Raw genomic sequence first — 20,123 nt, forward strand, 5'->3', positions numbered from 1 at the left:
TCACCATCATGCCGAAACGCTGGTTCGGCATGGATGGCAAACAAACAGAAAGATGGAGATCCATCCCGATCGTGTCGGGACGCATCGGGACGACGCGTCTACGGCAGGACGTGCTGGGTCACCCTCCAGTCGGGCAGACCATAGCCCCCCAGCCACGGCCACACTTCCTTCTGGTTGAAGTAGACAACTGAAGTCAGCGCCGGGAACTCCGCATAGGACTTGCGAGAATCGTCCTGCCACTTCGAAACATAGTCCTGCTTGCCGACATAGCCGAGTTCCGCCACCACGATCGGCTTGTTGAACCCCGCAACGCGATCATAGCCTGGCTTCAGCAACTCGGCGAACGTACGGTCGTGACCGGCCTCGTCGTTGTCCTTTTTCTGCAGGCCGAACACCGACAGGCCGATCACGTCGACATAGTCGTCACCAGGGTAGTATTTTTCCAAGCCTTCATCGCCTTTGGGCGACCACATATATTTGGCCGTGGGGGCGGCCTTGCGGCAGATATCGACTTCGCGCTTGTAGGCGGAAATCCAGTCCTTCGGTGCCCAGTTGGCCCAGGTGAAGCGACCGTTCTTGTCTTCCATTTCTTGCGCCCAGCGAATGGTCACCGGGCTTTTCATCTGTCCCACCAAGCCGCAGATCGCCTGCATATTGGCATCATATCTGCCGCCCAATATGCCGTCTCGCAGCTCGGGCGGGGTGATGCGCCAGTCCTTCGACCAGGTCCACGGCTCGATCGTGATCAACAGCGAGCGCCCGCGCTGCTGGGCATAAGCATCGGCCAGAGGCAGCGTCGATAAATCGACGTCTTCCCAAGGCAGGAACAGTTCCTCGATGCTGGCGGTCTTGTCATTGGTGAAATCGCCATACGGATCGTACGACCCGAATGCCGACGCGGCGCTGCTCGTCTGAACGGGGTCCGTCACGGGGACGGAGCCGGCGCCTCCCGCCGTGGGGAACGCGGCGCTTCCGCCCAAAACCAGCGTGACTACAAGCGCATTTGCTGCGGAGCGTTTCATTGTTTGCCTCCCAAGGCCCGACTTCCTACGAAAGCCAAGGCTTCGCCCGGCGCGTCGATGCCTGATCGACACGCCCATCCAACACCCATCGGCTCTATTGGCGTAATCTGCGGGATTTCGGAGCGACCATTGGCGAGTGTGCGAACTTTGCACGGACCCACCCAAAATTATCCCTCAAGGCTCCGATACTGAAGAGCTTCAGAGAGAAAGTTCGCCGCGATACTCACAAATTCGCGTCAACATCCCGATATATCATCCCTAGCTAATTTAAGAGCCGGTCGGGGCCAAGAGTCAAGCACAATTAACGGTTGCTTAACCTTGGCGCTCGCAACGTGGTTAACGCTGCTTGTCCTCATCCAGACATGGGGACCATCCCCCTCTCGGTGAATTCCTCAACGCAAAACGTCCGGCTTGCCTGTCCAGCGTTGGTCGGGCGCACGCGACCGCCGGATCGGCCCGGCGCTTCAAAGGCGCTAGGTTAACCAGTTCCCAAGAAGCATAGTTAAGAAGCTCTTAATTTAGTTGACTCTAATAAATTTGCGATGGATTCTGGCGCCGGGGTTGAAGGTTGTCGGCCGTCTTCGGCTGACGCTTAGAGTGGCGGCGGTACGTGTATGAGTGTTTCCGCGGACGTAGCGACCATCAGCGGTAAGACGAGGCCGAAACGCGGGTCTCGGGCGGCTCTGGCCAAGGCGGCGCAGAAGGGCCCTTTTCTGGTTCCCGTCCTGTCTGCCACTCAGCAATGGATCCTGAGGCTGGCGCTGGCATTCTGGTTCGTCACGCTCGGTTTTTTCTGGATCTGGTGGCTAAGGCCCGAGCATGTCGAGTACATCGGGCCATACGCCTTCGCGACGACGGTGCTGGCCTGGCTGACGCTGATGCCGATGTATTTTCTGTTATTCGTGCTTGTGTCGAAAAGGCCGTCCAAATTTTACACGGTCGCTGCGAGTTCGAGTGTGGCGATGGTGGTGACGAAAGCGCCATCCGAACCGTTTTTCGTGGTTGCGCGCACGCTCGAGGCGATGCTTGCGCAGGATTATCCTCACGACACCTGGCTTGCCGACGAGGACCCTTCCGAGGAGACGATCGCATGGTGCGAGGCGCGAAACATCCAGATTTCGACGCGGCGAGGCCGGGAAGACTATCATCGCAAGACCTGGCCGCGCCGAACCCGTTGCAAGGAAGGCAATCTCGCCTTCTTCTATGATCACTACGGCTATGAACGCTACGACTTCGTCGCGCAGATGGACGCCGATCACGTGCCGACGCAGACCTATCTGCGCGAGATGCTGGCGGCCTTCGCCGACCCCGCTGTCGGCTATGTCTCGGCGCCGAGCATTTGCGACAACAATGCCGCCGAGAGTTGGTCGGCCCGCGGCCGACTGTTCGTGGAGGGAATGCTGCACGGCCTGCTGCAGTCCGGCTACACGAGCGTCGGAGCGCCACTGTGCATAGGCTCGCACTATGCAGTGCGCACCGCCGCATTGAAGCAGGCGGGCGGGCTTGGCCCAGAACTGGCCGAAGACCACTCGACCTCCATGCTGATCAACGCGGGGGGCTGGCGCGGCGTGCATGCAATCGACGCCATTGCGCACGGTGATGGCCCGCAGACTTTCGCCGACCTCGTCACTCAGGAATTCCAGTGGTCGAGGAGCCTGACCACCATCCTGCTCGAATACTCGCCCATGTATCTCTCCAAGCTGAGGTTGCGATTGAGGTTGCAGTTCGTTTTCTGCCAGCTTTGGTACCCGCTGTTCGCACTGCTCGCGCTCTCCACGTATCTCATGCCGATCTACGCGCTGTTTTCTGGCCGGAACTTCGCCAATGTGACGTATCTGGATTTCATTCTCCACTATGCGCCGAGTTCGGTTACGCCGATCGTCTTGGTGATGATGTTGAAGGCGTTCGCGCTCTCACGACCGGTAACGGCCAAGGCACTCAGCTGGGAAGGTATGCTGTTTCATTTCTTCGCGCGCTGGCCGTGGGTGCTGGCGGGCACGCTGTCGGCCGTCCGCGACTATCTGACCAAATCGTTTGTCGATTTTCGCGTCACGCCGAAGGGCCGCGGCCCGAAGGATCTCCTGCCGGTTCGTGTCGTCATCCCCTATGTGGCGCTTGCCGTCGGTGCGTCGTTGCCCGTGCTCCTTGTACAAAATCCGCAGAGCGCCACGGGTTTTTACTGGTTCGCCGCGTTCAATGCAGCTTTATATAGCCTGCTGACCATCGTGATCATTGCCAAGCACGTCACCGAGAACAAGATTTCCCTGCGGCCAAGTATCGGCAAATTTGTCTTGCAGGCTTCGCTCGCCGGCGTGGCTTTAACGGCTCCGCTCGCGGGTTTTTACGGCCGCGGCCTGGAGGGCATTTACGGACTGCAGCAGGGTGCCGGCGCCGTTCATCTCGTCAAGATGGCTTTCCCAGTTTCGGGCGCCGGCATGGGCGAAATCGGCGCCCGCAATTTCTACTTCGATCCAGGTTGGGAAACGCAGCGCTGAGCGTCCCCTAACACCTGCAACAGCCCTTCGACTCTGCCAGCCTGAGCGCCGATCGCCGTCGTTGCCACCGGTGCGGAGGCTTCGTTTGCCGAAGCACCCCCACGCCAGGCTCCCCGCCAGCCTCCGATGCAATCAATCGAATTTTCGTCATATCCGAGCGAACACCGAAAGACTGTGTTCATTATGCTGTTTGCACGAATTTTAATAAGTTCGTTCTAATATACGTATGCAGATTGAGTGGCGATGATCACTTAAAAAGTGCGGAAAGAAGCCGACTATAAAGTATATCACCCGCACATAACCGAATTATGTTTAAGGGTAGAGAGATGCAGATGAACAGGGTTATGGAACATTTGGCCAACAACGGCAGAAAATATACCTGTGCTGTTGCTGCTTTTGTGCTCGTCTCGATGGTGTCCGGCTGCCAGACCATGGATACAACCAAGACCGGCTCGATCAACGGGCGAACCATCGACTACGGGTTCGGCAAAATGGCCCATCACGCTGGGAAGGTCCATCACGTCAAGACAAAGCTTCTCTACCGCAAACCGCTTACACAGATGAGCGTCGTGACGCGTACCAGGGAGGAGGCCTACGCGGCCTTCGTGCGGCCGCAACGGATTGATAGGCCGGCACCGGTGAAGGTTTCCTACAGCCCGGGCAATGGCGGTCAGTTCCTGGGGCATTCGCCCTGGATTTGCGGCCCGAGCGGTTTCGGCCAGCGCGCCAGCTGCCGTTCGCGTTACTAGAGCATTGGACCTAAATGCACGTCGCCCGGAAGTGTCCTCGGTTCCGGGGCAACGACATGCATAAAATCAGAATGCATGTCGCCCGGAAGTGTGCTCGGTTCCGGGACAACGACATGCAGATCAGAAGCTTAAAGCAGGTCGGGCGAATCCTATTCGCCGCGACATGTGTAAGTGGCGGTGCCTGACCGAGGGCTGCCGCCGAGGTCTTCGCTGGGGGCACGAGTCGAGGGCGAGAGGTGGGCGCAGGGTTGCGCCTTATCTCTTGCCCTTCGACCGCCACGGGCTCGTGGCCATGAATATCCCTGGCGTTCCGATCTCCTCATGAAGGCCGGCTCGGGCGGAGCCAGCCGTCATCGTCGCCGGGCGCCGGCCGTGGCCGCGCGACATAGGCCGATGATCCGTTTGCCTCGTGATAGACGCGGGCCAGCATTTCCGCCAGCACGCCCGACGTCACCATCTGCACTCCGGCGATCAGCAGAAAGAAGCCAGTGAACAGCATCGGCCGTGTTCCGATGTCTTGCGCGAAAAACAGCTTCAGGCAAAGCAGATAGGCAAGTATCAGCGAACCTAGCGCGCCAAGCGCGATGCCGATGCCACCGAAGAAATGTCCGGGCCGTGTGCGATAGCGCATGAAGAAATACATGAACACCAGATCGAGCACGACCCTGAAGGTGCGCGAAATGCCGTATTTGGACTGGCCGTGGATGCGGGCATGATGCGTCACAACCTCCTGCGCGATGCGTCTGGGGGTCGTCACGGTAGCCAGCCATGCCGGGATGAAGCGGTGCATCTCGCCATAGAGCTTGACGCTGCGGATGACGCTGCCGCGATAGACCTTGAGGCTGCAGCCATAGTCCTTGAGGCGCACGCCGGTGACGCGTGCAATCAGCGCATTGGCGATACGCGAAGGGAGCCTGCGCATCAAAAGCCCCTCCTGGCGGTCCTTGCGCCAGCCGACCACCAAGTCGAGATCCTCGCTCAGCAGGCGGTAGACCATGCGCGGGATGTCGAAGGGATCATTTTGCAGGTCACCGTCGATCGTGGCGATGACATCGCCGCGCGCCGCGTCGATGCCGGCCTGCATCGCGGCGGTCTGCTTGTAATTGCGCACGAGTTCGACCGCATGCACATGCGGGCCATAATGCGCAGCCAGGCGCCTGATCTCGCTCACCGTCGCGTCGGTGCTGCCGTCATCGACCAGCACGACCTCCCACGGCTGCTCGTAGCGCTCCATCGCCTGGTGAATCCGCGTCAGCAGCGGCTCGACGTTTTCGGCCTCGTTGTACATGGGCACGACGATGGACAGCGTATGGTCCGGCATCATCGCGCCATCAGGCAGCCCCGAAGCAGGGATGGGCAATATGTTCATTGGGATGGCTTCCTTGCAGGTCCGACGGCCGGAGTCCCTGGCAGCGTCGATTTCGAGGGAAACAGCCAGGCTATAGCGCCGGTGGCGATAGCCGAGCAGAAGATGAACAGGTGCAGCGCCAGTGCCGCCTGCAGACCGCTCTTCATCGCAATTCCGGATGTGAGCAGTGCCGCCGCCGCTCCCGCTTCATAAGTGCCGAAGCCGGCGACGCCTTGCACCGGCAATATTGCGGCGCCTTCGGCCCCGACGACGCCTGGAAAGGCCGTCGTGAAGGATGTTCCCAGTATCAGGGCCAGCAGCCATCCCTGCACGGCGAGCTTCAGCGACCAGTTGGCGATCGTCCACCACCAGCCGTAACGCGAGCGCCCGGTCGCCTCGGTGAAGGTGTCGCGCAGCAGGCCGAGCTTCGCCACGATCCTGCCGCGCCCGGCCCAGTCATGCGGCGCGCGCGCCCAGCGCGGCAGGTACCAGGCGGCAGCGATCAAGGCGGCGATCCCAGCGATCCTTATCGCCGCATGCAGGCCCGGCCACACCGCCAGCGCCAGCACGCCGACGACGAAAGCGTCCTGCAGCCTGAACCACAGCAGCGAGGCGCTGGCGCGCATGATCGGCACGCCGAAGACCTGGCGCAGGAGCAAGGGAAAGGCCGTCTCGCCGCCCCGGAAGGGTACGACGTTGATCATCGCATTGTGGATCAGAATGACGCGCAGGCAGGCTCCGAAACGGCCATTCACCTCGTCGCGGAACTCGTCGCAGACGCGTAGCGCACGCAAGACATAGGTGACGAAAAAGGCGATCGTCGCCACCGCGAACGTAGCTGGCGTGATGCGGTCGAAGGCATCGCCGACCATCCGCCAGCGCGAGTCGCTTGCCAGCCAAGCCAGCAGGGCCAGCGTCACCATTATCGAGATTGCTCTTTTCAACCAATTCTCCGCCGGTTTTCACCGCCGAGTTCCAGCGGCGGCATCGTGGCGACTGAACGTCCAAGGCGTCATCCTGGGGCGGTTCGCCTGGCCCACCGCCTTGCCGGCCTTCCGCGGGGCGGATGCGTGGCCGCTGAGCCGTCGGGCCATATCCTGTCAAGGCCCACAGCTGTCGCAGCTCTCATGGACGGGTGATCCTATAGACCAGCAAAGCATCCGAATCCACAAGCTTGGTTGCGGTCTTGTCCAGATAGTCGACGACCCCCCCATGATGCTCGATGAACAACTGGTCCTGATTGTCGGCAGCGTTCTTGGCCGTGCCGAACAGATCCGCGCCTTGACCGCGCAACTCCTCGAGCTGAGCGATCGCGGTGGCGTCGTCCGCGACGAATTTCGACCATTCGACATCGCCTCCGCCAGGCGGGAACACCCAGCCGCGTGCCCTGCTGTAGTAGACGGCGACGGGATCGCCGACCTCCGGCGCGATGGCCACGACGAGGTCGCCCGGTTGCGCCAACCGCGCCAACTCCTCGCCGAGCAGCTTGCCGTTCATCGCGACCGGCGCCTTCATTGTCCTCACGAGAGGAAAGGTCGACCACACGAGGGTCACGACAACGATACAGATCGAACGCAGCACGACCGGCGACAGAACGGTTCCCGATGCAAACGTTGCCAGAAGAAGCGCGCCGCGGCCGCAGAACATCGCGAACGGCACATGGAAAATGTGGTAATTCCAGGGGTTGCTGGTGATTTCGCGCGCCGCCGCCAGGTAGACGATCATGGCCGCACCCAGCCAAATATAGGGAATGGCCGAAAGGGTGCGCTTCGTCGGGTCTTCGGCGGGTCCGGGCGGTATCCAGAAACCGACCGCGATCAGCGCCATGAACGGATAGCCGTAGAACCACCAGACAGAGGTGTTCCACACGGATTTGAAGTAGAAGCCATCATTGACGAACGTCCACAATCCGGAGTTCCAGATGTAGCCGCTGCCCGCGACGTGATAGGGTGGATAGCTGCGGCCGAGATAGATGGCCCAGCTGAAATAGGCGCCGATGATGGCCAGGCTCAAAAATCCCCACAGGAAGACCTCAGTCGCCTGCCGTCGTTTCTTCTGCAGAATCCAGCGCACCATCAGGTAGAAGATGACGGCGCCCGCCGCCACGCCCGGCGGCTTTGCCAGCGCACCGAGCGTGAAGCTGACGGCGGCGAGCGGCAAAAGCCATCGGCTGCCGCCAGCCCAATATTTGGCGAACAGCCAAACGCCTGTTGTTACCAGTGCCAGCATCGACGGATCGGGCAGGAACGAGCTGTCGATCATGATCGCCGCCGGCATCAGCGCGTAGGCGAGCGCCGCCGCATGGGCATGCGTTTGGCCCCAGCATAGCGCCGTCAACCTGTGCAGCGAAAACACCGTCACCAGACCGAAGAAGGCCGCAACCACGCGGCCAAACCAGTCGTGCCAGCCGAAGAGTTGGTAGAGCAGGGCGGTCAGATAGCTGACGATCTGGAACTCGCGGCCCTGATAACTCGGGCCGGGTCCGGTCCAACTCACCTCCGGGAAGAAGATGTTCCAGCTGCGCTGTTGAAAATTGTCGGCCATCATTGCCGTGCTTGTCTCGCGCCAGCTGAAAGCGTCGACCAGCGGCAAGGTTATGTTGTGGAACCTGAACACGACCGCGATGAACAGGATCCCCAGCAAGATCGCCGTGTCGAGGTTCAGGTAATTGCGAGCAGCCGGGTCCCGAGCGATCGGCTGCTGCAGGTATTGCTGAACCTCGGCCTGATTCAATTCCGGATCGTCGCCCATTTGGAACCGCGTCCTCTCTGACGTCTGCGGATGTTGCTTTTGCGCGCGATTGTCAAAGGCGAGGGAGTATACGACGCAATCCTTAATTTTGGCGACAGCGGGCGCCGCGAAAGTTGACATCGCAGCTCCCGCGGCTGTTAAATAATTCGCAAAGGCTGTCGCGCCGATAGCGCTGCCCCGGGCCGTACAGACATGCCAACGCTGATTGTACCGATAGCTCCGACCAGGTCGCCGCCGCATGGCGTAGATCGTCTGCGGCGCAGGGAACGTCGTCGGTCCGCACGTTTCACGCTGCTCCTGTTTGTCCTGGCCCTCTGCGGCCAGGTGGCCCTCCCGGGAACGTCCCACGCGGCTGCCGCCAAGGACAGCGCACCTGCAAAAGCGGATAGCGCTATTGCTCCAATTGCCGCCACTGTTCCAACTGCCTATGAGCTGCAGCTTCTGTATGCCGATCGCACATGGATATGGGAAAATGGAGCGGCCTATTTCGCGAAGGGCAATCGGCGCCTTGAGGCCTGGACGTCGGGGCAGGATTCAGCGTCTGTCGCAGAGGGCAGGTGGCTGGTGACCAAAGACGGCAAGATGTGCATGGATGTCGCTTGGCGGTCCAAGAGCTACAAGGGCAAACAGCGCCGCACCTGCTACAGCCACCGAATCAAGGATGGAACGATCGAGCAACGCAAGGATCCGGACGGAGAATGGTACAGTTTCAAACGAACTCCCGAAGGTCCTTCCGACGAATACCGAAAATTCGAATCTGGTGATACCAAGGCCGCGCGGTTCGAAGAGGCCCGCAAGTTGATCGACTCCAAGAACTGATGCATATGGCTCGGAAGTGTCCTCGGTTCCGGGACAACGACATGCACGAAATCAGAAGCTTACAGCAGGTCGGGCGAATCCTATTCGCCGCGGCAGGCGCCGTTCCTGGCTCCGTTGGCCCCTCCCGATACCACATCGGTGACGGCGTGTCCGGAGGGGCGGATTCAGGCAGGCCGCTTTTGCCAGGCCTGTGAAGAAGCTTGCGAATCGCTTATAAAACGTTGAGCAGTCCGGCTGGAATTGTCGGCGCAGCGACCGCCGATTGGCGCAATCACTTCTCTCTGACAGAACGGCGAGACGATGGATCCAACACCATATGGTTTTCATAAAATTTAATAATTAGTGATGTCTAATATTTGTGTGTGATGTGCGAGTGGTCACTGAAACGGCGTAAAGCGGCGCAGGTGTCGCAACGCGCCCCAGCTTATACTCAAAGGCAAGGGACACATGGGGAACAATTCCGCAATGGGCGCTTCTCGCCTAAGCAAGAAAGCTCTCTCTATTGTTGTGGTGGCGATGACCTCTCTGGTTGCAGGATGTCAGGGGATGGATACGACCAGAACCGGTTCCGTCCTCATTGCACCGGTCGCGCATCCGCTCCGGAGCAAGCCTTCAGTCCGACCGGTCCAGGCTGGATACATCGTGCGTTCGCTCAGGATCGAGCCTGAGGTGCTGATGACAAGGACTATCCGCACCACTGAAAGAACTTACGCTTTTGCTCCGCCACCGCCGATCGCGATCCGCACAACGGGACCCGTGAAAGTCGCTTTCAGTCCTGTCGATGAAGGTGCGTTGTTAGGAGGCTCGCCTTACATCTGCAGCCCCAGCGGATTTGGCCAACGCGCAAGCTGCCACCCGCGCTATCTCTGATCTATCGAGCAGCGACCGCTACCGCGCCGTCGCTTGGTGGCAGTATCGTCGGTTTCGTCCGCACCCCGAAGAATGGGGCGGCGGTCCTGACGATCGTGTCGATGTCGGAAAGCTGCGGCACAAAGCCAAGGTGCGCGCGCGCCTTGCTCGGATCGGCATAGAGTTCGGCCGGATCTCCCGGGCGCCGGGCCCTGAAGACGGCCGGAACCGGTCTTGAAGTCATCCGGCTGACCGCCTGGACAATCTCCTTGATGGACACGCCTCGCCCGGTGCCGAGGTTGACCGCCAGGCTTTGTCCCCCGCCCTCCAAATGTTGAAGAGCTTTCAAATGGGCGCGGGCCAGATCGCTGACGTGGATATAGTCGCGCACGCAAGTCCCGTCCGATGTCTCATAATCCGTGCCGAAGACCTCGATCTCGTCGATGATGCCTGACGCCGCCATCAGCACCCTGGGAACCAGATGCGTTTCCGGCGAATGCCACTCGCCGAGCTCCCCGTCGGGATCGGCCCCGCAGGCATTGAAGTAGCGCAGGATGGCGAACTTCATTCCGTATGCGCTGGCATAGTCGCTGATGATCTGTTCGCCTATCAGCTTGGTGCGCCCATACGGGCTGATCGGATTTTGCGAAGAGGTCTCACGAATAGGCAGCGCTTCCGGAACGCCGTAGGTTGCGCAACTGCTGGAAAAGATGATGTTCTCGATCGAATGCGCGCGTGCGGCGTCGAGTACGGCGATGGTGCCCGTGACATTGGTGGAATAGTATTCGGCCGGCTGAGCGACGGACTCTCCAACATAAGCAAGCGCCGCGAAGTGGATGATGGATGCGGGCCGATAGGCTTCGATCGCCGCCTGCAATGCATCCCGGTCGCGGATGTCGCCGACGACAAGCGGACCCCAGGCGACGGATTTCCGATTGCCGCGGGACATGTTGTCGAATGCGACCGGCAGATAACCGGCCGCGGCAAGCAGCTTGCACGTATGGCTGCCGATAAAGCCGGCTCCCCCTGTCACCAGGACTGCCGGCTGGCTCATGAAGCCGCGGCCCCTTTGGTAATCCGGCTCCCGTAGAGCAGGGCGTCGAAATAGTCGACGGTATGCGCGAGCCCTTGGGCCAGGCTGATCTTCGGCTCCCAGCCAAGATTGCTCCTGGCGAAGGAAATATCCGGCTTGCGTTGTCTGGGATCGTCGATCGGCAATGGCCGATGCACGATTTTCGATCTGGAGTTGGTATAGCTGACAACCAGTGTCGCGAGTTCCATGATGGTGAATTCGCCGGGATTGCCGAGGTTGACCGGATGGGCAGGCGCACTCGGCGCATTCATCAGCCGCATGAAACCCTCGATCAGGTCGTCGGCGTAGCAGAAGGAGCGGGTCTGCAGGCCGCTGCCATAGACGGTCAGGTCTTCGCCACGCAACGCCTGGACGATGAAGTTCGAGACGACGCGCCCGTCATCGGGTTGCATGCGACGACCGTAGGTGTTGAAGATACGGGCTACGCGAATATCAAGGCCATACGTCCTCGAATAGTCGAAAAAAAGGGTTTCGGCCGAACGCTTGCCTTCATCATAGCAGGAGCGCGGTCCGTGCGTGTTCACATTGCCGAAATAGCTTTCGGGCTGCGGGTGCACGAACGGATCGCCGTAGACCTCGGAAGTCGAGGCCTGGAATATCTTGGCATTGTTCCGACGCGCGAGTTCCAACAGGTTCAGCGCGCCAAGCACACTGGTCTTGAAGGTATGGATCGGATCTGCCTGATAATGTGGCGGAGAAGCAGGGCAGGCTAGATTGTAGATCTCGTCGAACCGAAGGTCCAAAGGCAAAGCATCGACGATGTCGTGCTCCATGCAGCTGAATCTCGGATCGCGCAGCAGCGTATTGAGATTGTATCTTTTGCCGGTATGGAAATTGTCCAGTGCGACGACGTCGTATCCGTCCTGCAAAAGTCGTTCGCACAAATGCGATCCCAGGAAGCCCGCGCCTCCAGCGACCAGCGCACGGCCTCGGTTATGGTCGTTGCCGTTGCCCCTTTGATCGTTTCTGGAACCAAGTTTCAGAACCTTGATGACCTTACTCATGCTTTCCTCCACGCACCGCACACGCTACCGCCGGGCAGGGCAAAGCACTGCCCGGCCACGTCCTTAAACGCGGCAATCTCCGCATCCGCGGATCGCCATCACTGATGTGCGCTTGTCACTAGCTGAGTTACGAGGCCGCTGCCGCCCGGCTTGTATCTGCCGTTCAGCAGTCCATGCGCCCCAAGATCGCGATCACGCGCCCCATGCCATCATCGCCGATTGCTCGCCCAAATTGCACATCCCAACGCCCTGAAAATATACCTGTGGAAATTCAAGTCAACTAAATTAGAGATTCCTTAACCAATTGTGTTTGCCATTGGTTAATCATGGCCGACGCGTTCCCGGCGCGGGCGCGGATGGCTACGGCCGGGGTTCTTCATTTTGAATCAGCATATTGGCTCGATCCAAGCAAATTTCACAGGCTGCCGCGATCTCTTCTCGGGTGCCATCAAAAGCCTGATGTCGAGGAACAGGGCGGAGTGTCCTTGTGAGATCATCGGGCTGGGTAGCCCCTGGGCACTGTCTGAAATGAAGAGCGATTCAGAAGGCGTCAAATCTTCAGGTTGCAATGAGATTGCTGCCCAAATCCGCTGGGACTGCAGACATAAACGCTTGGCCGTGAATACTTTGCCAGTATCTCTCTGCGGACGGAATCCACGTCGCAACTGGCAGCGGCGCAGAGCAGACCAAGAGTCAAAATCAGAAGGCAGAATCGGCCCGCAGGAATGATTTTTAACGCCGATTTCTCTCTGTCGGGCCGCCCGTGTCCTCTGTGCATTCGAGGTCCCTCATCCGCCAAGGTATGAGTCGACATCCCCTTCTCGCCTGCAGACGCATCGAAGTCATAGTGGAATGCCGACCATCTCGGCAATGGCATTTGAGGGCATAGGCTAGCTGCTGTCCATGGCGCGACCACGCATCCAGGTTGACCGCCGCACTGGCGCGGGCCGCAAAAATGGTCGAGATGGTCCGTTTCTCAGCGGGCCATCTCGTTCAGGCAACCACAAAACAGGGACGCCTGTTGTCGTGTGGCAGACCGCTCCTGACGCGGCGCCGTGCTCCAGCTTGGCTATGTTACTGCCCGCCCACTTCCTTCTTGCCGGCGGGCTTATTGCCCGCCATTTCCTTCTTGCCGGCGGGCTTACTGCCCGCCCATTTCCTTCTTGCCGGCGGGCTTACTGCCCCCATTTCCTTCTTGCCGGCGGGCTTACTGCCCCCATTTCCTTCTTGCCGGCGGGCTTACTGCCCGCCCATTTCCTTCTTGAATGTGTCGAAATCGACCTGCATGCCGTTGAATATAGTGCTCCAGTGGCGCGTCAGCGCCGCCATCGCCACGGCTTCCTCGATCTCCTCGTTCGTGGCGCCGGCGCGCTTGGCGTCCTGCGTGTCCGACCAGATGCAGTAGGTGCAAGGAATCTGCGCCGCCACGGCCAAGGAGATCAACGACTTGACCTTGGGCGGCAGCGCCGTCTTGTCGCTGAGCTCGATGGCCTTGACCTCGGCCCAGGCACCGGGCAGACCGGTTTTGGGAAACTGTTTTACAAAGCTTGGTACGCCGCCCATGGTCGACTGTATGTCCTTGAGGGTTGCATCATAGTCGTCGGCATGGGCAGGCGCGGAGCCAAGCGACAGGATACAGGCCGCGGCGGCGGACAAGAACACATGCTGGGACGAAGACTGCACGGATTTGACGACGCGATGGTACGACATGGTTTTTCTCCTCTGGTCTTTGTTAGCCTTACGATGTAAGGTGACGGAGAAAATGAACCTTACACTGTAAGTTGTCAAGCGGCACTATGGATCAATCAATCACGAAACAGAGAGCGCGCGGGCGTCTGTCGCGCGAAATGATCGAGGACGCGGCTTTCGAGGTGATCGAGAGGGAGGGCCTTTCCGGCTTTTCGATGCGCAAGCTCGCCGCCGCGCTCGGCTGCGAGGCCATGAGCATCTATCATCACTTCCCCTCGGTGGCGCATCTGCACGAGGCGCTGATCGACCGGCTGATCGGCGCCCTTGAAGTGCCTGACACCAGCCTTCCCTGGCGGCAAAGAATGCGTGTTGCCGTCGACGATTTCCGCCGCATCGGCCGCGAGCATCCCGCCTATTCCACTTTCATTGTTACCTACCGGATGAATTCGCCGACTTGCCTTGCCTGGTTGAACGGCATTATCGGCTTGTTCAAGGATGGCGGCTTCGACGCGGAACTCAGTGCGCGGCTCTTCCGCGCCGTGGGCTATTATCTCATGGGCGCGGTGCTGGACGAGAACGCGGGCTATTCCAGAGGCCCGTCCGCGGTGAACACGGTCAGCGACGAGCAACTGGCCAGGGACTATCCAAACGTCGTGGAGGCCGGGCGCTTTTTTGGCGCCGCCGAATTCGACAAGACCTTCGAACTCGGCCTCGACATGCTGCTGGACGAAATGGAACGCCTGCGCGACGGCGCCGATATAAGCCGACCGTCCGGCAAGGTTTGATTGCAAGGTGACCGCCTGAATGCGCTTTCTCTTCGTCCTGATCCTGCTGGCCGGCACCGGCATCGGTCTCATCTATCCCTGGGCGACGGCCAATTTTTCCGGCCGCGAAATCGGCACCTGGCGGGTCTACGAGCAGGGCCGATTCAAGCCGTTGACCGTATCGCTTAGGGATCGCGATGCGCCGGTGCGGGTGCTGGTGGACCTGACCGCGAGGGCCGAACGCATCGTTTCGCAGCAGCGCACTGTGTTGACGCTGACCGCGGCCACCAATGGCCGCACGGTGCTTGCCTCGACGCTGCAGTTCAACCATGTGGACAATCCGCGCCAGGCCAGCCCGCAACTGCCCGACAAGATCTTTCGCGACGAGGCTGGCCTGATCGCCACCGTCAGCCCTGGCGCTTACGTCTTCACGGTCGGCCCGGGCGATGCCGAGGACATACCGATGCGAGCGGTCGACCTTGTCTTGCGCTCCGGTGTCGGGGAAATCGACGGCCGCGCGCGGCCGATAGGCTTCTCGCTGATGGCGGTCGGCCTGATCGGTTTCTTGCTGTCCATGCGTTCTGCTGGCGGGCGACCGGAAAATCCGAATTCGCAGCCGCCGCCACGTTGGGGCAGGGGTCCCACATGAACTATCGCCACGCCTACCACGCCGGCAATTTTGCCGATGTCGTCAAGCATGTCGTGCTGACGCGCCTGCTCGACTACCTGAAGCAGAAGGACAAGGCGTTTCGCGTCATCGACACCCATGCCGGCATTGGCCGCTACGATCTGTCGTCACTCGAAGCGCACAAGACAGGCGAGTGGCAGGGCGGCATCGGCAGGCTGATAGATGCCTCGTTCGATGCGAAGGCGGCAGCGCTGCTGACGCCTTATCTGGCGGCGGTGCGCTCGCTCAATCCCGAGGGCGGCGTAAAGAAATATCCGGGCTCGCCGCTGCTCGCGCGCAATCTCCTGCGCAAGCAGGACCGGTTGTCGGCGATCGAACTGCACCCGAAAGACGCCGCCAGGCTGAAGATCGAGTTCGCCGGCGATTTTCAGACAAAGGTGATGGAACTGGACGGCTGGCTTGCGCTCGGAGCGCACCTGCCGCCGAAGGAAAAGCGCGGCCTGGTGCTCATCGATCCCCCCTTCGAGGAAGAGGGTGAGTTCGGCCGCCTCGTCGACGGGCTGGTGAAGGCGCACAGGCGCTGGCCCAGTGGCATCTACGCGCTGTGGTATCCGATCAAGGACCGCAAGGCGGTGATCGCCTTCAGGAAAGCGCTGAAGCAATCCGGCATCTCGAAAATCCTCGACATAGAATTCGAGATCAGGCCAGCCTCTTCCGATCCCAGCCTCGATGGCACCGGCATGGTGGTGGTCAATCCGCCCTTCACGCTGGAAGGCGAACTGCGAACCATGCTGCCGGCACTGCACAAATTGCTCGCCGTGGGCAAGCCGGCCCACTGGTCGCTGGAATGGCTGGCCGGCGAGCAGGTCCCGCCGCCGGGATAGCCTTTTTCGATCGCCGCGTTCCTTACGACCGCACGATCAGTCCTTGGGGAACTTAGCCGTTACCCGCGGCGCCGGTTTCTGGAAACCATTGTTTCGGCAACCGCTTGACCGCCGCCGAGCGAATCCGCACAGTGCGCGCAATCGACCTTGAGAGGCTGCCATGACTCGCTTCGCCAAATCCGCACTTGCTGCCCTGATTTCGCTCTGCACGCCCCTTGCCGCGCCTCTCGGTGTCACCCGGGCGGTCCAGGCGGCCGACCTCGGCGTCTATACTGAGGACGATGGCAGCATCTGTGGCGAGACATGGGTGCTGAGCAAGATCACGCATCGGTTCTCCTACCAGGTGCATCACGTGCCTCATCTGCCCGACGTCGCCATCACCGATTTTCGCGACATTCGCCAGCACCGTTATCAGCAGGCGAGCGAGGAATGGCCGATCGGTCGTCACTATTGCCGGGCAACCGTCAGCCTGTCGGATGGCCGGGACCGGTCGATCTTCTATCTGATCGAGGAAGGCCAGGGCTTTGCCTCCATCGGCGACAATGTCGAGTTCTGCGTCTCGGGCTTCGATCGCTGGATGGTCTATAACGGCCGTTGCCGCGTCCTGCGCTGAACGCACCTCGTTCTCTTTCCGATCTTTTTCGCGCCTGCGGCCTGAAGGGGGCGCAGGCGAGACGCTGACGCCCCGGCGGGTCGGCTCCTGCGCCGTCGTCGCGCTCGGCGCCATCTGTCTCGGCTATCAGCCGTGATGACAACGCGCTCCTTGTCGAAACACGCGGCAATTCCGCCGCCGTCGAACTGTCGACGGGCGGCTCGCCGTATCGTGAGGCGGTGAACCAAGGCTCGTCGCTTTGCTATTTTCTGCGACGCGTTGCCTCTGCCTGATCGATGATCTTGCGAAGAAAGGCAATGTGACCGCGAAACGCCCGCCGCCCGGCCGTCGTGACCCTGATCCGTGTCTGCGGTCGGCGTCCGACGAAAAGCTTTTCAATATCGACATAGCCAGCTCTGGCCAGCGTATCGAGATGTGCTCCGAGATTGCCGTCGGTGACTTCGATCATGGCTTTCAACTGGACGAACTCCAGGGTCTCGCGCCTTTCCAGCGTGTTCAGGACGGCCATGATCCTGAGCCGTGTACTCTGGTGGATAATGTCATCGGCGCTCATCAACAGGCTCCAATGCGGCAAAGCCTTGGGTTGTCGCCATATGGCTTGGCGATTTTGCGGTGCCATTTGCTTCTGTATGGCCGAAACCGACGGCGCAATCGCATCTCATACAGAATGCTCTGTTCTACAGAGTATTCTGTCAATCGGAAAGCCGGTGCTCAAGCCATGCTTGACAAGGTGATCTTCAGATCGACCGTCGCATCGCGCTCGTGATCCGCGCGAACCGCGCGCCTGCAAAAGATGATCGCTTCGATGACGCGGCGGGTCATGATGTTCACGGCCAAGGATCACGCGTGAAGCCGCTCGCTAATCTTCGGATCTTGATGGCGAGATCGCATCGGGAACGCCGGTATCGATTTGCTGGCGACGTCAGAAGATCAGCAGCGGATTTTTGCGATGATGAGTGTGATTGTGTGTGGATCGCAACTAAAATTTAAGTTGAGAAAATCATACCATTGCTTCGCTGGCTAGCGAGACGCGAGTCAGATATGCATTGCGCGCCGGGGTCATTCACGGCCATCGGCATAACGTGAAGGGGCATGACATGGCTAAGCAGTCATCTAAAGCGCCGGCATCCAAGGCACCGGCAAAGAAAGCACCCGCAAAAGCAGTCGCGGCGAAGGCCGCAACAGCAGTGAAGAAAGCAGCGCCTGCCAAGGCGGCGGCAAAGCCGGCAGCGAAGGCGCCGGCCAAGAAACCGGCGGCGGCCAAGGCTGTCGCGAAGCCGGCAGTGAAGAAGGCGGCGCCCGCGAAAGCGGCGGCGAAGCCGGCGGCGAAAGCGGCGCCGGCCAAGAAGCCTGCTGCCAAGGCGACGGCCAAACCCACAGCCAAACCCGCTGCCAAGAAGGCGGCTCCCGCGAAAGCCGCGGCGAGGCCGGCAGCAAAAGCGGCACCGGCCAAGAAGCCGGCGGCCAAGCCAGCTGCCAAAGCAGCCGCCGCCGCGACCAAGCCGGCGGTGAAGAAAGCCCCAGCGCCGAAGGCAAAGGCAGCGCCTGCGAAGGCGAAGGCTCCGGCCAAGAAGTAGACGGATCGTTGGGGCGTCGCGTGTCCTTCGGGATCCGGCAAGGACGCTCTGACGCTCTGGATCGGAGCATGTTCGGCAACGGGTTCAGCCCTCTGGGCTGAGCGTCGGGAAGGGGCCGAGGGGCAAGCAAAGCGAGGCGCCGGTTGGCTGCCTCGCTCGCCCAACTTTTTTGCTCCTCGCGGTGGTTGGCGAATGTATCGGCGTGACGCTTAGCGCCTGCGAAGCGTGGGTGCCAGAGAAGTGTAGGCGCACGTTCGAATCGGGCGACTTTTTGTCGTGGCCTGCTGATACTTTCCAGAGTACCGGCATCAGGCTTGTCGTGATGCCAGGGCGGAAACCGCAGCCGGTTTCTGGCCGCTGTTTTTTTGCACTCTGGCAATTGATGGCGACAGTCCTGCGGTCAACACTGAATGTTTGCAAACAGGAAACCGATCATGCCGAAGCTGCTCTACGCGTCCGCCTCTCCCTACAGCTCCAAGGTAAGGATGGCAGCGGCCTATGCCGGGATCGCCCTCGATGAGGTGCCGGTCAAGACCGAAGACAGGCCGGCCGAACTGATCGGCGCCAATCCGCTCGGCAAGATCCCGGTGCTGGTGCTCGACGATGGCCGTTCGGTTCACGACAGCCGCGCCATCACCCAGCACCTCAACCGGATTTCGAAGAACGCCTTGTTTCCACGCAATCCCGACAAGCGTCTGGAAGCGGAAGTGCTGGAGGCGCTGGCCGACGGTATCTGCGATTGCGCGCTGTCGATGGTCTACGAACACCGCACCCGGCCTGAAGAGATGGTCTATCAGCCCTGGCTCGACCGGCAGTGGGCGAAGATCACGGCGGCACTCGATCTGCTCAACGCCAATCCGCCAAAGCTGCCGAAGAAGATCACGGCCGGTCAGTTGGCATTGCGTGCCTGCCTCGGCTATCTCTCGCTCCGCTTTGGCGGTCGGTGGGAGAAGGGGCGCGGCCGGTTGACCCGCTGGGCGGCGCGTTTCGACGAAAAATTCCCAGAGCTGAAGTCCGCGGTTCCGGCCTGAGCGACCGGCACAAAAAAAGCCGGGCGCGAGGCCCGGCTTTTCGTGTCGTGGCTTGAACGACTTAGAACTTCATACCGAGGCCGAAGGTGACGCGGTTGTCCGTCGCCTTGACCTTGCCGATACCGTCGAAGCTCTTGCTGCCGAAGTCGGTGTAGCGATACTCGACGCGGCCGAAGACATTGTCGGTCAGCTTGATGTCGGTGCCGACGCCAGCGGTCCAGCCGAGCATGGTTGCGGTGTCGCTGGCAGGAATGACCGAGTCTTCCACCTTCAGGCTTCTGCCGGCGAGACCGCCAGTGCCATAGAGCAGGATTTCCGGGGTCACGGCGTAGCCTAGACGGGCACGCAGCGAGCCTTCGAAGCCGCCCTTGGAGTGGATACCGTTGTCGTCACCCTTGACGCCGTTGTAGCCGAGTTCGGCTTCACCGCCGTACACGAAGTTCTCCTGCTGCCACTGATAGCCGCCGAAGACACTGCCGACGAAACCCTTGGTGTCGGTCGAGAAGCCGAGATCCTTTTCCTTGGTCTTGCCGCCGAAGCCGTAACCAAGGTTGATACCGGCATAGGGACCGGCCCACGAGGCGACCGGAAGTTCGGCAACCGGAGCGGGTGCCGGCGGCTCTTCCGAAACGACGTCCGCGGCATAAGCGGTACCACCGAGGGCGAAGAGCCCGAGCGCAACAGCCAGCGGCCGTGCGAATTTGAGATTGGCTTGCATTGTTCTTTACTCCTTAAGCCACAGGACACAGGCTTGTTTCTCACGATCGCCATCGACCTGTCCGGGGGGTGAAACGGATCTGGCGTTCG

General features: G+C 60.6%; 18 protein-coding genes. 9 read left to right on the forward strand and 9 right to left on the reverse strand.

Going from position 1 to position 20,123, the window contains the following annotated elements; genetic code table 11:
* Nucleotides 1–98: 98 nt before the first annotated feature.
* A complete protein-coding gene (locus tag LB554_RS11680) occupies nucleotides 99–1,022 on the reverse strand; it encodes a glycoside hydrolase family 26 protein (RefSeq protein ID WP_015318491.1) in 924 nt (307 codons plus the stop codon).
* Nucleotides 1,023–1,636: 614 nt separating this feature from the next.
* On the opposite strand from LB554_RS11680, the gene LB554_RS11685 reads away from it, so the two are divergent.
* Together LB554_RS11685 and LB554_RS11690 are read left to right on the forward strand one after the other, a co-directional pair.
* Nucleotides 1,637–3,517, forward strand: a complete 1,881-nt coding sequence (locus LB554_RS11685) for a glycosyltransferase family 2 protein (protein WP_224584646.1) — start codon at nucleotides 1,637–1,639, stop codon at nucleotides 3,515–3,517.
* 326 nt (nucleotides 3,518–3,843) lie between these two features.
* Nucleotides 3,844–4,266, forward strand: coding sequence for a hypothetical protein (locus LB554_RS11690; protein WP_015318489.1), 423 nt, complete (start codon nucleotides 3,844–3,846; stop codon nucleotides 4,264–4,266).
* Nucleotides 4,267–4,585: 319 nt separating this feature from the next.
* Here LB554_RS11690 and LB554_RS11695 read toward each other — a convergent pair whose 3' ends face one another.
* From LB554_RS11695 to LB554_RS11705, 3 genes are all read right to left on the reverse strand, one after another.
* Nucleotides 4,586–5,590, reverse strand: coding sequence for a glycosyltransferase family 2 protein (locus LB554_RS11695; protein WP_210241254.1), 1,005 nt, complete (start codon nucleotides 5,588–5,590; stop codon nucleotides 4,586–4,588).
* Between the two features lie 41 nt (nucleotides 5,591–5,631).
* Nucleotides 5,632–6,558 carry a lysylphosphatidylglycerol synthase domain-containing protein gene (locus LB554_RS11700; protein ID WP_041163480.1) on the reverse strand — a complete coding sequence of 309 codons (927 nt, stop codon included), beginning with the start codon at nucleotides 6,556–6,558 and terminating at the stop codon, nucleotides 5,632–5,634.
* Between the two features lie 181 nt (nucleotides 6,559–6,739).
* On the reverse strand, nucleotides 6,740–8,365 hold the full coding sequence (locus LB554_RS11705; protein WP_140617208.1) for an ArnT family glycosyltransferase: 1,626 nt from the start codon (nucleotides 8,363–8,365) through the stop codon (nucleotides 6,740–6,742).
* 192 nt (nucleotides 8,366–8,557) lie between these two features.
* On the opposite strand from LB554_RS11705, the gene LB554_RS11710 reads away from it, so the two are divergent.
* The gene (locus tag LB554_RS11710; protein WP_224584648.1) at nucleotides 8,558–9,184 is read left to right on the forward strand and encodes a DUF995 domain-containing protein; all 627 of its coding nucleotides are present in this window, start codon (nucleotides 8,558–8,560) and stop codon (nucleotides 9,182–9,184) included.
* An 871-nt stretch (nucleotides 9,185–10,055) separates the two neighbouring features.
* On the opposite strand, the gene galE is transcribed toward LB554_RS11710, so the two are convergent.
* The 3 genes from galE to LB554_RS11725 all read right to left on the reverse strand — a co-directional run bounded on the left by galE (nucleotide 10,056) and on the right by LB554_RS11725 (nucleotide 13,840).
* Complete coding sequence (gene galE / locus LB554_RS11715; protein ID WP_224584650.1) at nucleotides 10,056–11,087, reverse strand: UDP-glucose 4-epimerase GalE; 1,032 nt, start codon at nucleotides 11,085–11,087, stop codon at nucleotides 10,056–10,058.
* Entirely contained in the window at nucleotides 11,084–12,130 is a 1,047-nt protein-coding gene (locus LB554_RS11720) for a UDP-glucuronic acid decarboxylase family protein (protein WP_140717917.1), read from the reverse strand. The genes galE and LB554_RS11720 overlap by 4 nt, the downstream gene beginning before the upstream one ends.
* A gap of 1,239 nt (nucleotides 12,131–13,369) precedes the next feature.
* A complete protein-coding gene (locus LB554_RS11725; RefSeq protein ID WP_224584651.1) occupies nucleotides 13,370–13,840 on the reverse strand; it encodes a carboxymuconolactone decarboxylase family protein in 471 nt (156 codons plus the stop codon).
* Nucleotides 13,841–13,926: 86 nt separating this feature from the next.
* On the opposite strand from LB554_RS11725, the gene LB554_RS11730 reads away from it, so the two are divergent.
* The 4 genes from LB554_RS11730 to LB554_RS11745 all read left to right on the forward strand — a co-directional run bounded on the left by LB554_RS11730 (nucleotide 13,927) and on the right by LB554_RS11745 (nucleotide 16,708).
* Nucleotides 13,927–14,604 (forward strand): TetR/AcrR family transcriptional regulator, encoded by a 678-nt coding sequence (locus LB554_RS11730; RefSeq protein WP_140717913.1) that lies wholly within the window; start codon nucleotides 13,927–13,929, stop codon nucleotides 14,602–14,604.
* A 19-nt stretch (nucleotides 14,605–14,623) separates the two neighbouring features.
* Complete coding sequence (locus LB554_RS11735) at nucleotides 14,624–15,232, forward strand: hypothetical protein (RefSeq protein ID WP_224584654.1); 609 nt, start codon at nucleotides 14,624–14,626, stop codon at nucleotides 15,230–15,232.
* On the forward strand, nucleotides 15,229–16,095 hold the full coding sequence (locus tag LB554_RS11740) for a 23S rRNA (adenine(2030)-N(6))-methyltransferase RlmJ (RefSeq protein WP_224584656.1): 867 nt from the start codon (nucleotides 15,229–15,231) through the stop codon (nucleotides 16,093–16,095). The genes LB554_RS11735 and LB554_RS11740 overlap by 4 nt, the downstream gene beginning before the upstream one ends.
* A gap of 160 nt (nucleotides 16,096–16,255) precedes the next feature.
* Nucleotides 16,256–16,708: a hypothetical protein gene (locus tag LB554_RS11745; protein WP_015318477.1), complete on the forward strand. Its 453-nt coding sequence runs from the start codon at nucleotides 16,256–16,258 to the stop codon at nucleotides 16,706–16,708.
* A 241-nt stretch (nucleotides 16,709–16,949) separates the two neighbouring features.
* Here the strand turns inward: LB554_RS11745 and LB554_RS11750 are convergent, their stop codons facing one another.
* Entirely contained in the window at nucleotides 16,950–17,261 is a 312-nt protein-coding gene (locus LB554_RS11750) for a transcriptional regulator (RefSeq protein WP_140726323.1), read from the reverse strand.
* A 634-nt stretch (nucleotides 17,262–17,895) separates the two neighbouring features.
* Here LB554_RS11750 and LB554_RS11755 point away from each other — a divergent pair.
* Nucleotides 17,896–18,285, forward strand: coding sequence for a hypothetical protein (locus tag LB554_RS11755; RefSeq protein WP_224584658.1), 390 nt, complete (start codon nucleotides 17,896–17,898; stop codon nucleotides 18,283–18,285).
* Nucleotides 18,286–18,719: 434 nt separating this feature from the next.
* Nucleotides 18,720–19,316, forward strand: coding sequence for a glutathione S-transferase family protein (locus tag LB554_RS11760; RefSeq protein WP_140717899.1), 597 nt, complete (start codon nucleotides 18,720–18,722; stop codon nucleotides 19,314–19,316).
* A 61-nt stretch (nucleotides 19,317–19,377) separates the two neighbouring features.
* Here LB554_RS11760 and LB554_RS11765 read toward each other — a convergent pair whose 3' ends face one another.
* Entirely contained in the window at nucleotides 19,378–20,034 is a 657-nt protein-coding gene (locus tag LB554_RS11765) for an outer membrane protein (RefSeq protein ID WP_224584660.1), read from the reverse strand.
* Nucleotides 20,035–20,123 lie beyond the last annotated feature (89 nt).

The organism is Mesorhizobium sp. CO1-1-11, from assembly GCF_020164995.1.
In the GTDB taxonomy this organism is placed as follows: Bacteria; Pseudomonadota; Alphaproteobacteria; order Rhizobiales; family Rhizobiaceae; genus Mesorhizobium; species Mesorhizobium australicum.

What these genes read in the sequence shown, in the direction of transcription:
- LB554_RS11680 (WP_015318491.1), bottom strand. Translation starts at nt 1,022, where the DNA reads ATGAAACGCTCCGCAGCAAATGCGCTTGTAGTCACGCTGGTTTTGGGC.
- LB554_RS11705 (WP_140617208.1), bottom strand. Translation starts at nt 8,365, where the DNA reads ATGGGCGACGATCCGGAATTGAATCAGGCCGAGGTTCAGCAATACCTG.
- LB554_RS11730 (WP_140717913.1), top strand. Translation starts at nt 13,927, where the DNA reads ATGGATCAATCAATCACGAAACAGAGAGCGCGCGGGCGTCTGTCGCGC.
- LB554_RS11695 (WP_210241254.1), bottom strand. Translation starts at nt 5,590, where the DNA reads ATGATGCCGGACCATACGCTGTCCATCGTCGTGCCCATGTACAACGAG.
- LB554_RS11720 (WP_140717917.1), bottom strand. Translation starts at nt 12,130, where the DNA reads ATGAGTAAGGTCATCAAGGTTCTGAAACTTGGTTCCAGAAACGATCAA.
- LB554_RS11745 (WP_015318477.1), top strand. Translation starts at nt 16,256, where the DNA reads ATGACTCGCTTCGCCAAATCCGCACTTGCTGCCCTGATTTCGCTCTGC.
- LB554_RS11735 (WP_224584654.1), top strand. Translation starts at nt 14,624, where the DNA reads ATGCGCTTTCTCTTCGTCCTGATCCTGCTGGCCGGCACCGGCATCGGT.
- LB554_RS11690 (WP_015318489.1), top strand. Translation starts at nt 3,844, where the DNA reads ATGCAGATGAACAGGGTTATGGAACATTTGGCCAACAACGGCAGAAAA.
- LB554_RS11685 (WP_224584646.1), top strand. Translation starts at nt 1,637, where the DNA reads ATGAGTGTTTCCGCGGACGTAGCGACCATCAGCGGTAAGACGAGGCCG.
- LB554_RS11725 (WP_224584651.1), bottom strand. Translation starts at nt 13,840, where the DNA reads ATGTCGTACCATCGCGTCGTCAAATCCGTGCAGTCTTCGTCCCAGCAT.
- LB554_RS11760 (WP_140717899.1), top strand. Translation starts at nt 18,720, where the DNA reads ATGCCGAAGCTGCTCTACGCGTCCGCCTCTCCCTACAGCTCCAAGGTA.
- LB554_RS11740 (WP_224584656.1), top strand. Translation starts at nt 15,229, where the DNA reads ATGAACTATCGCCACGCCTACCACGCCGGCAATTTTGCCGATGTCGTC.
- LB554_RS11710 (WP_224584648.1), top strand. Translation starts at nt 8,558, where the DNA reads ATGCCAACGCTGATTGTACCGATAGCTCCGACCAGGTCGCCGCCGCAT.
- LB554_RS11750 (WP_140726323.1), bottom strand. Translation starts at nt 17,261, where the DNA reads ATGAGCGCCGATGACATTATCCACCAGAGTACACGGCTCAGGATCATG.
- galE (WP_224584650.1), bottom strand. Translation starts at nt 11,087, where the DNA reads ATGAGCCAGCCGGCAGTCCTGGTGACAGGGGGAGCCGGCTTTATCGGC.
- LB554_RS11765 (WP_224584660.1), bottom strand. Translation starts at nt 20,034, where the DNA reads ATGCAAGCCAATCTCAAATTCGCACGGCCGCTGGCTGTTGCGCTCGGG.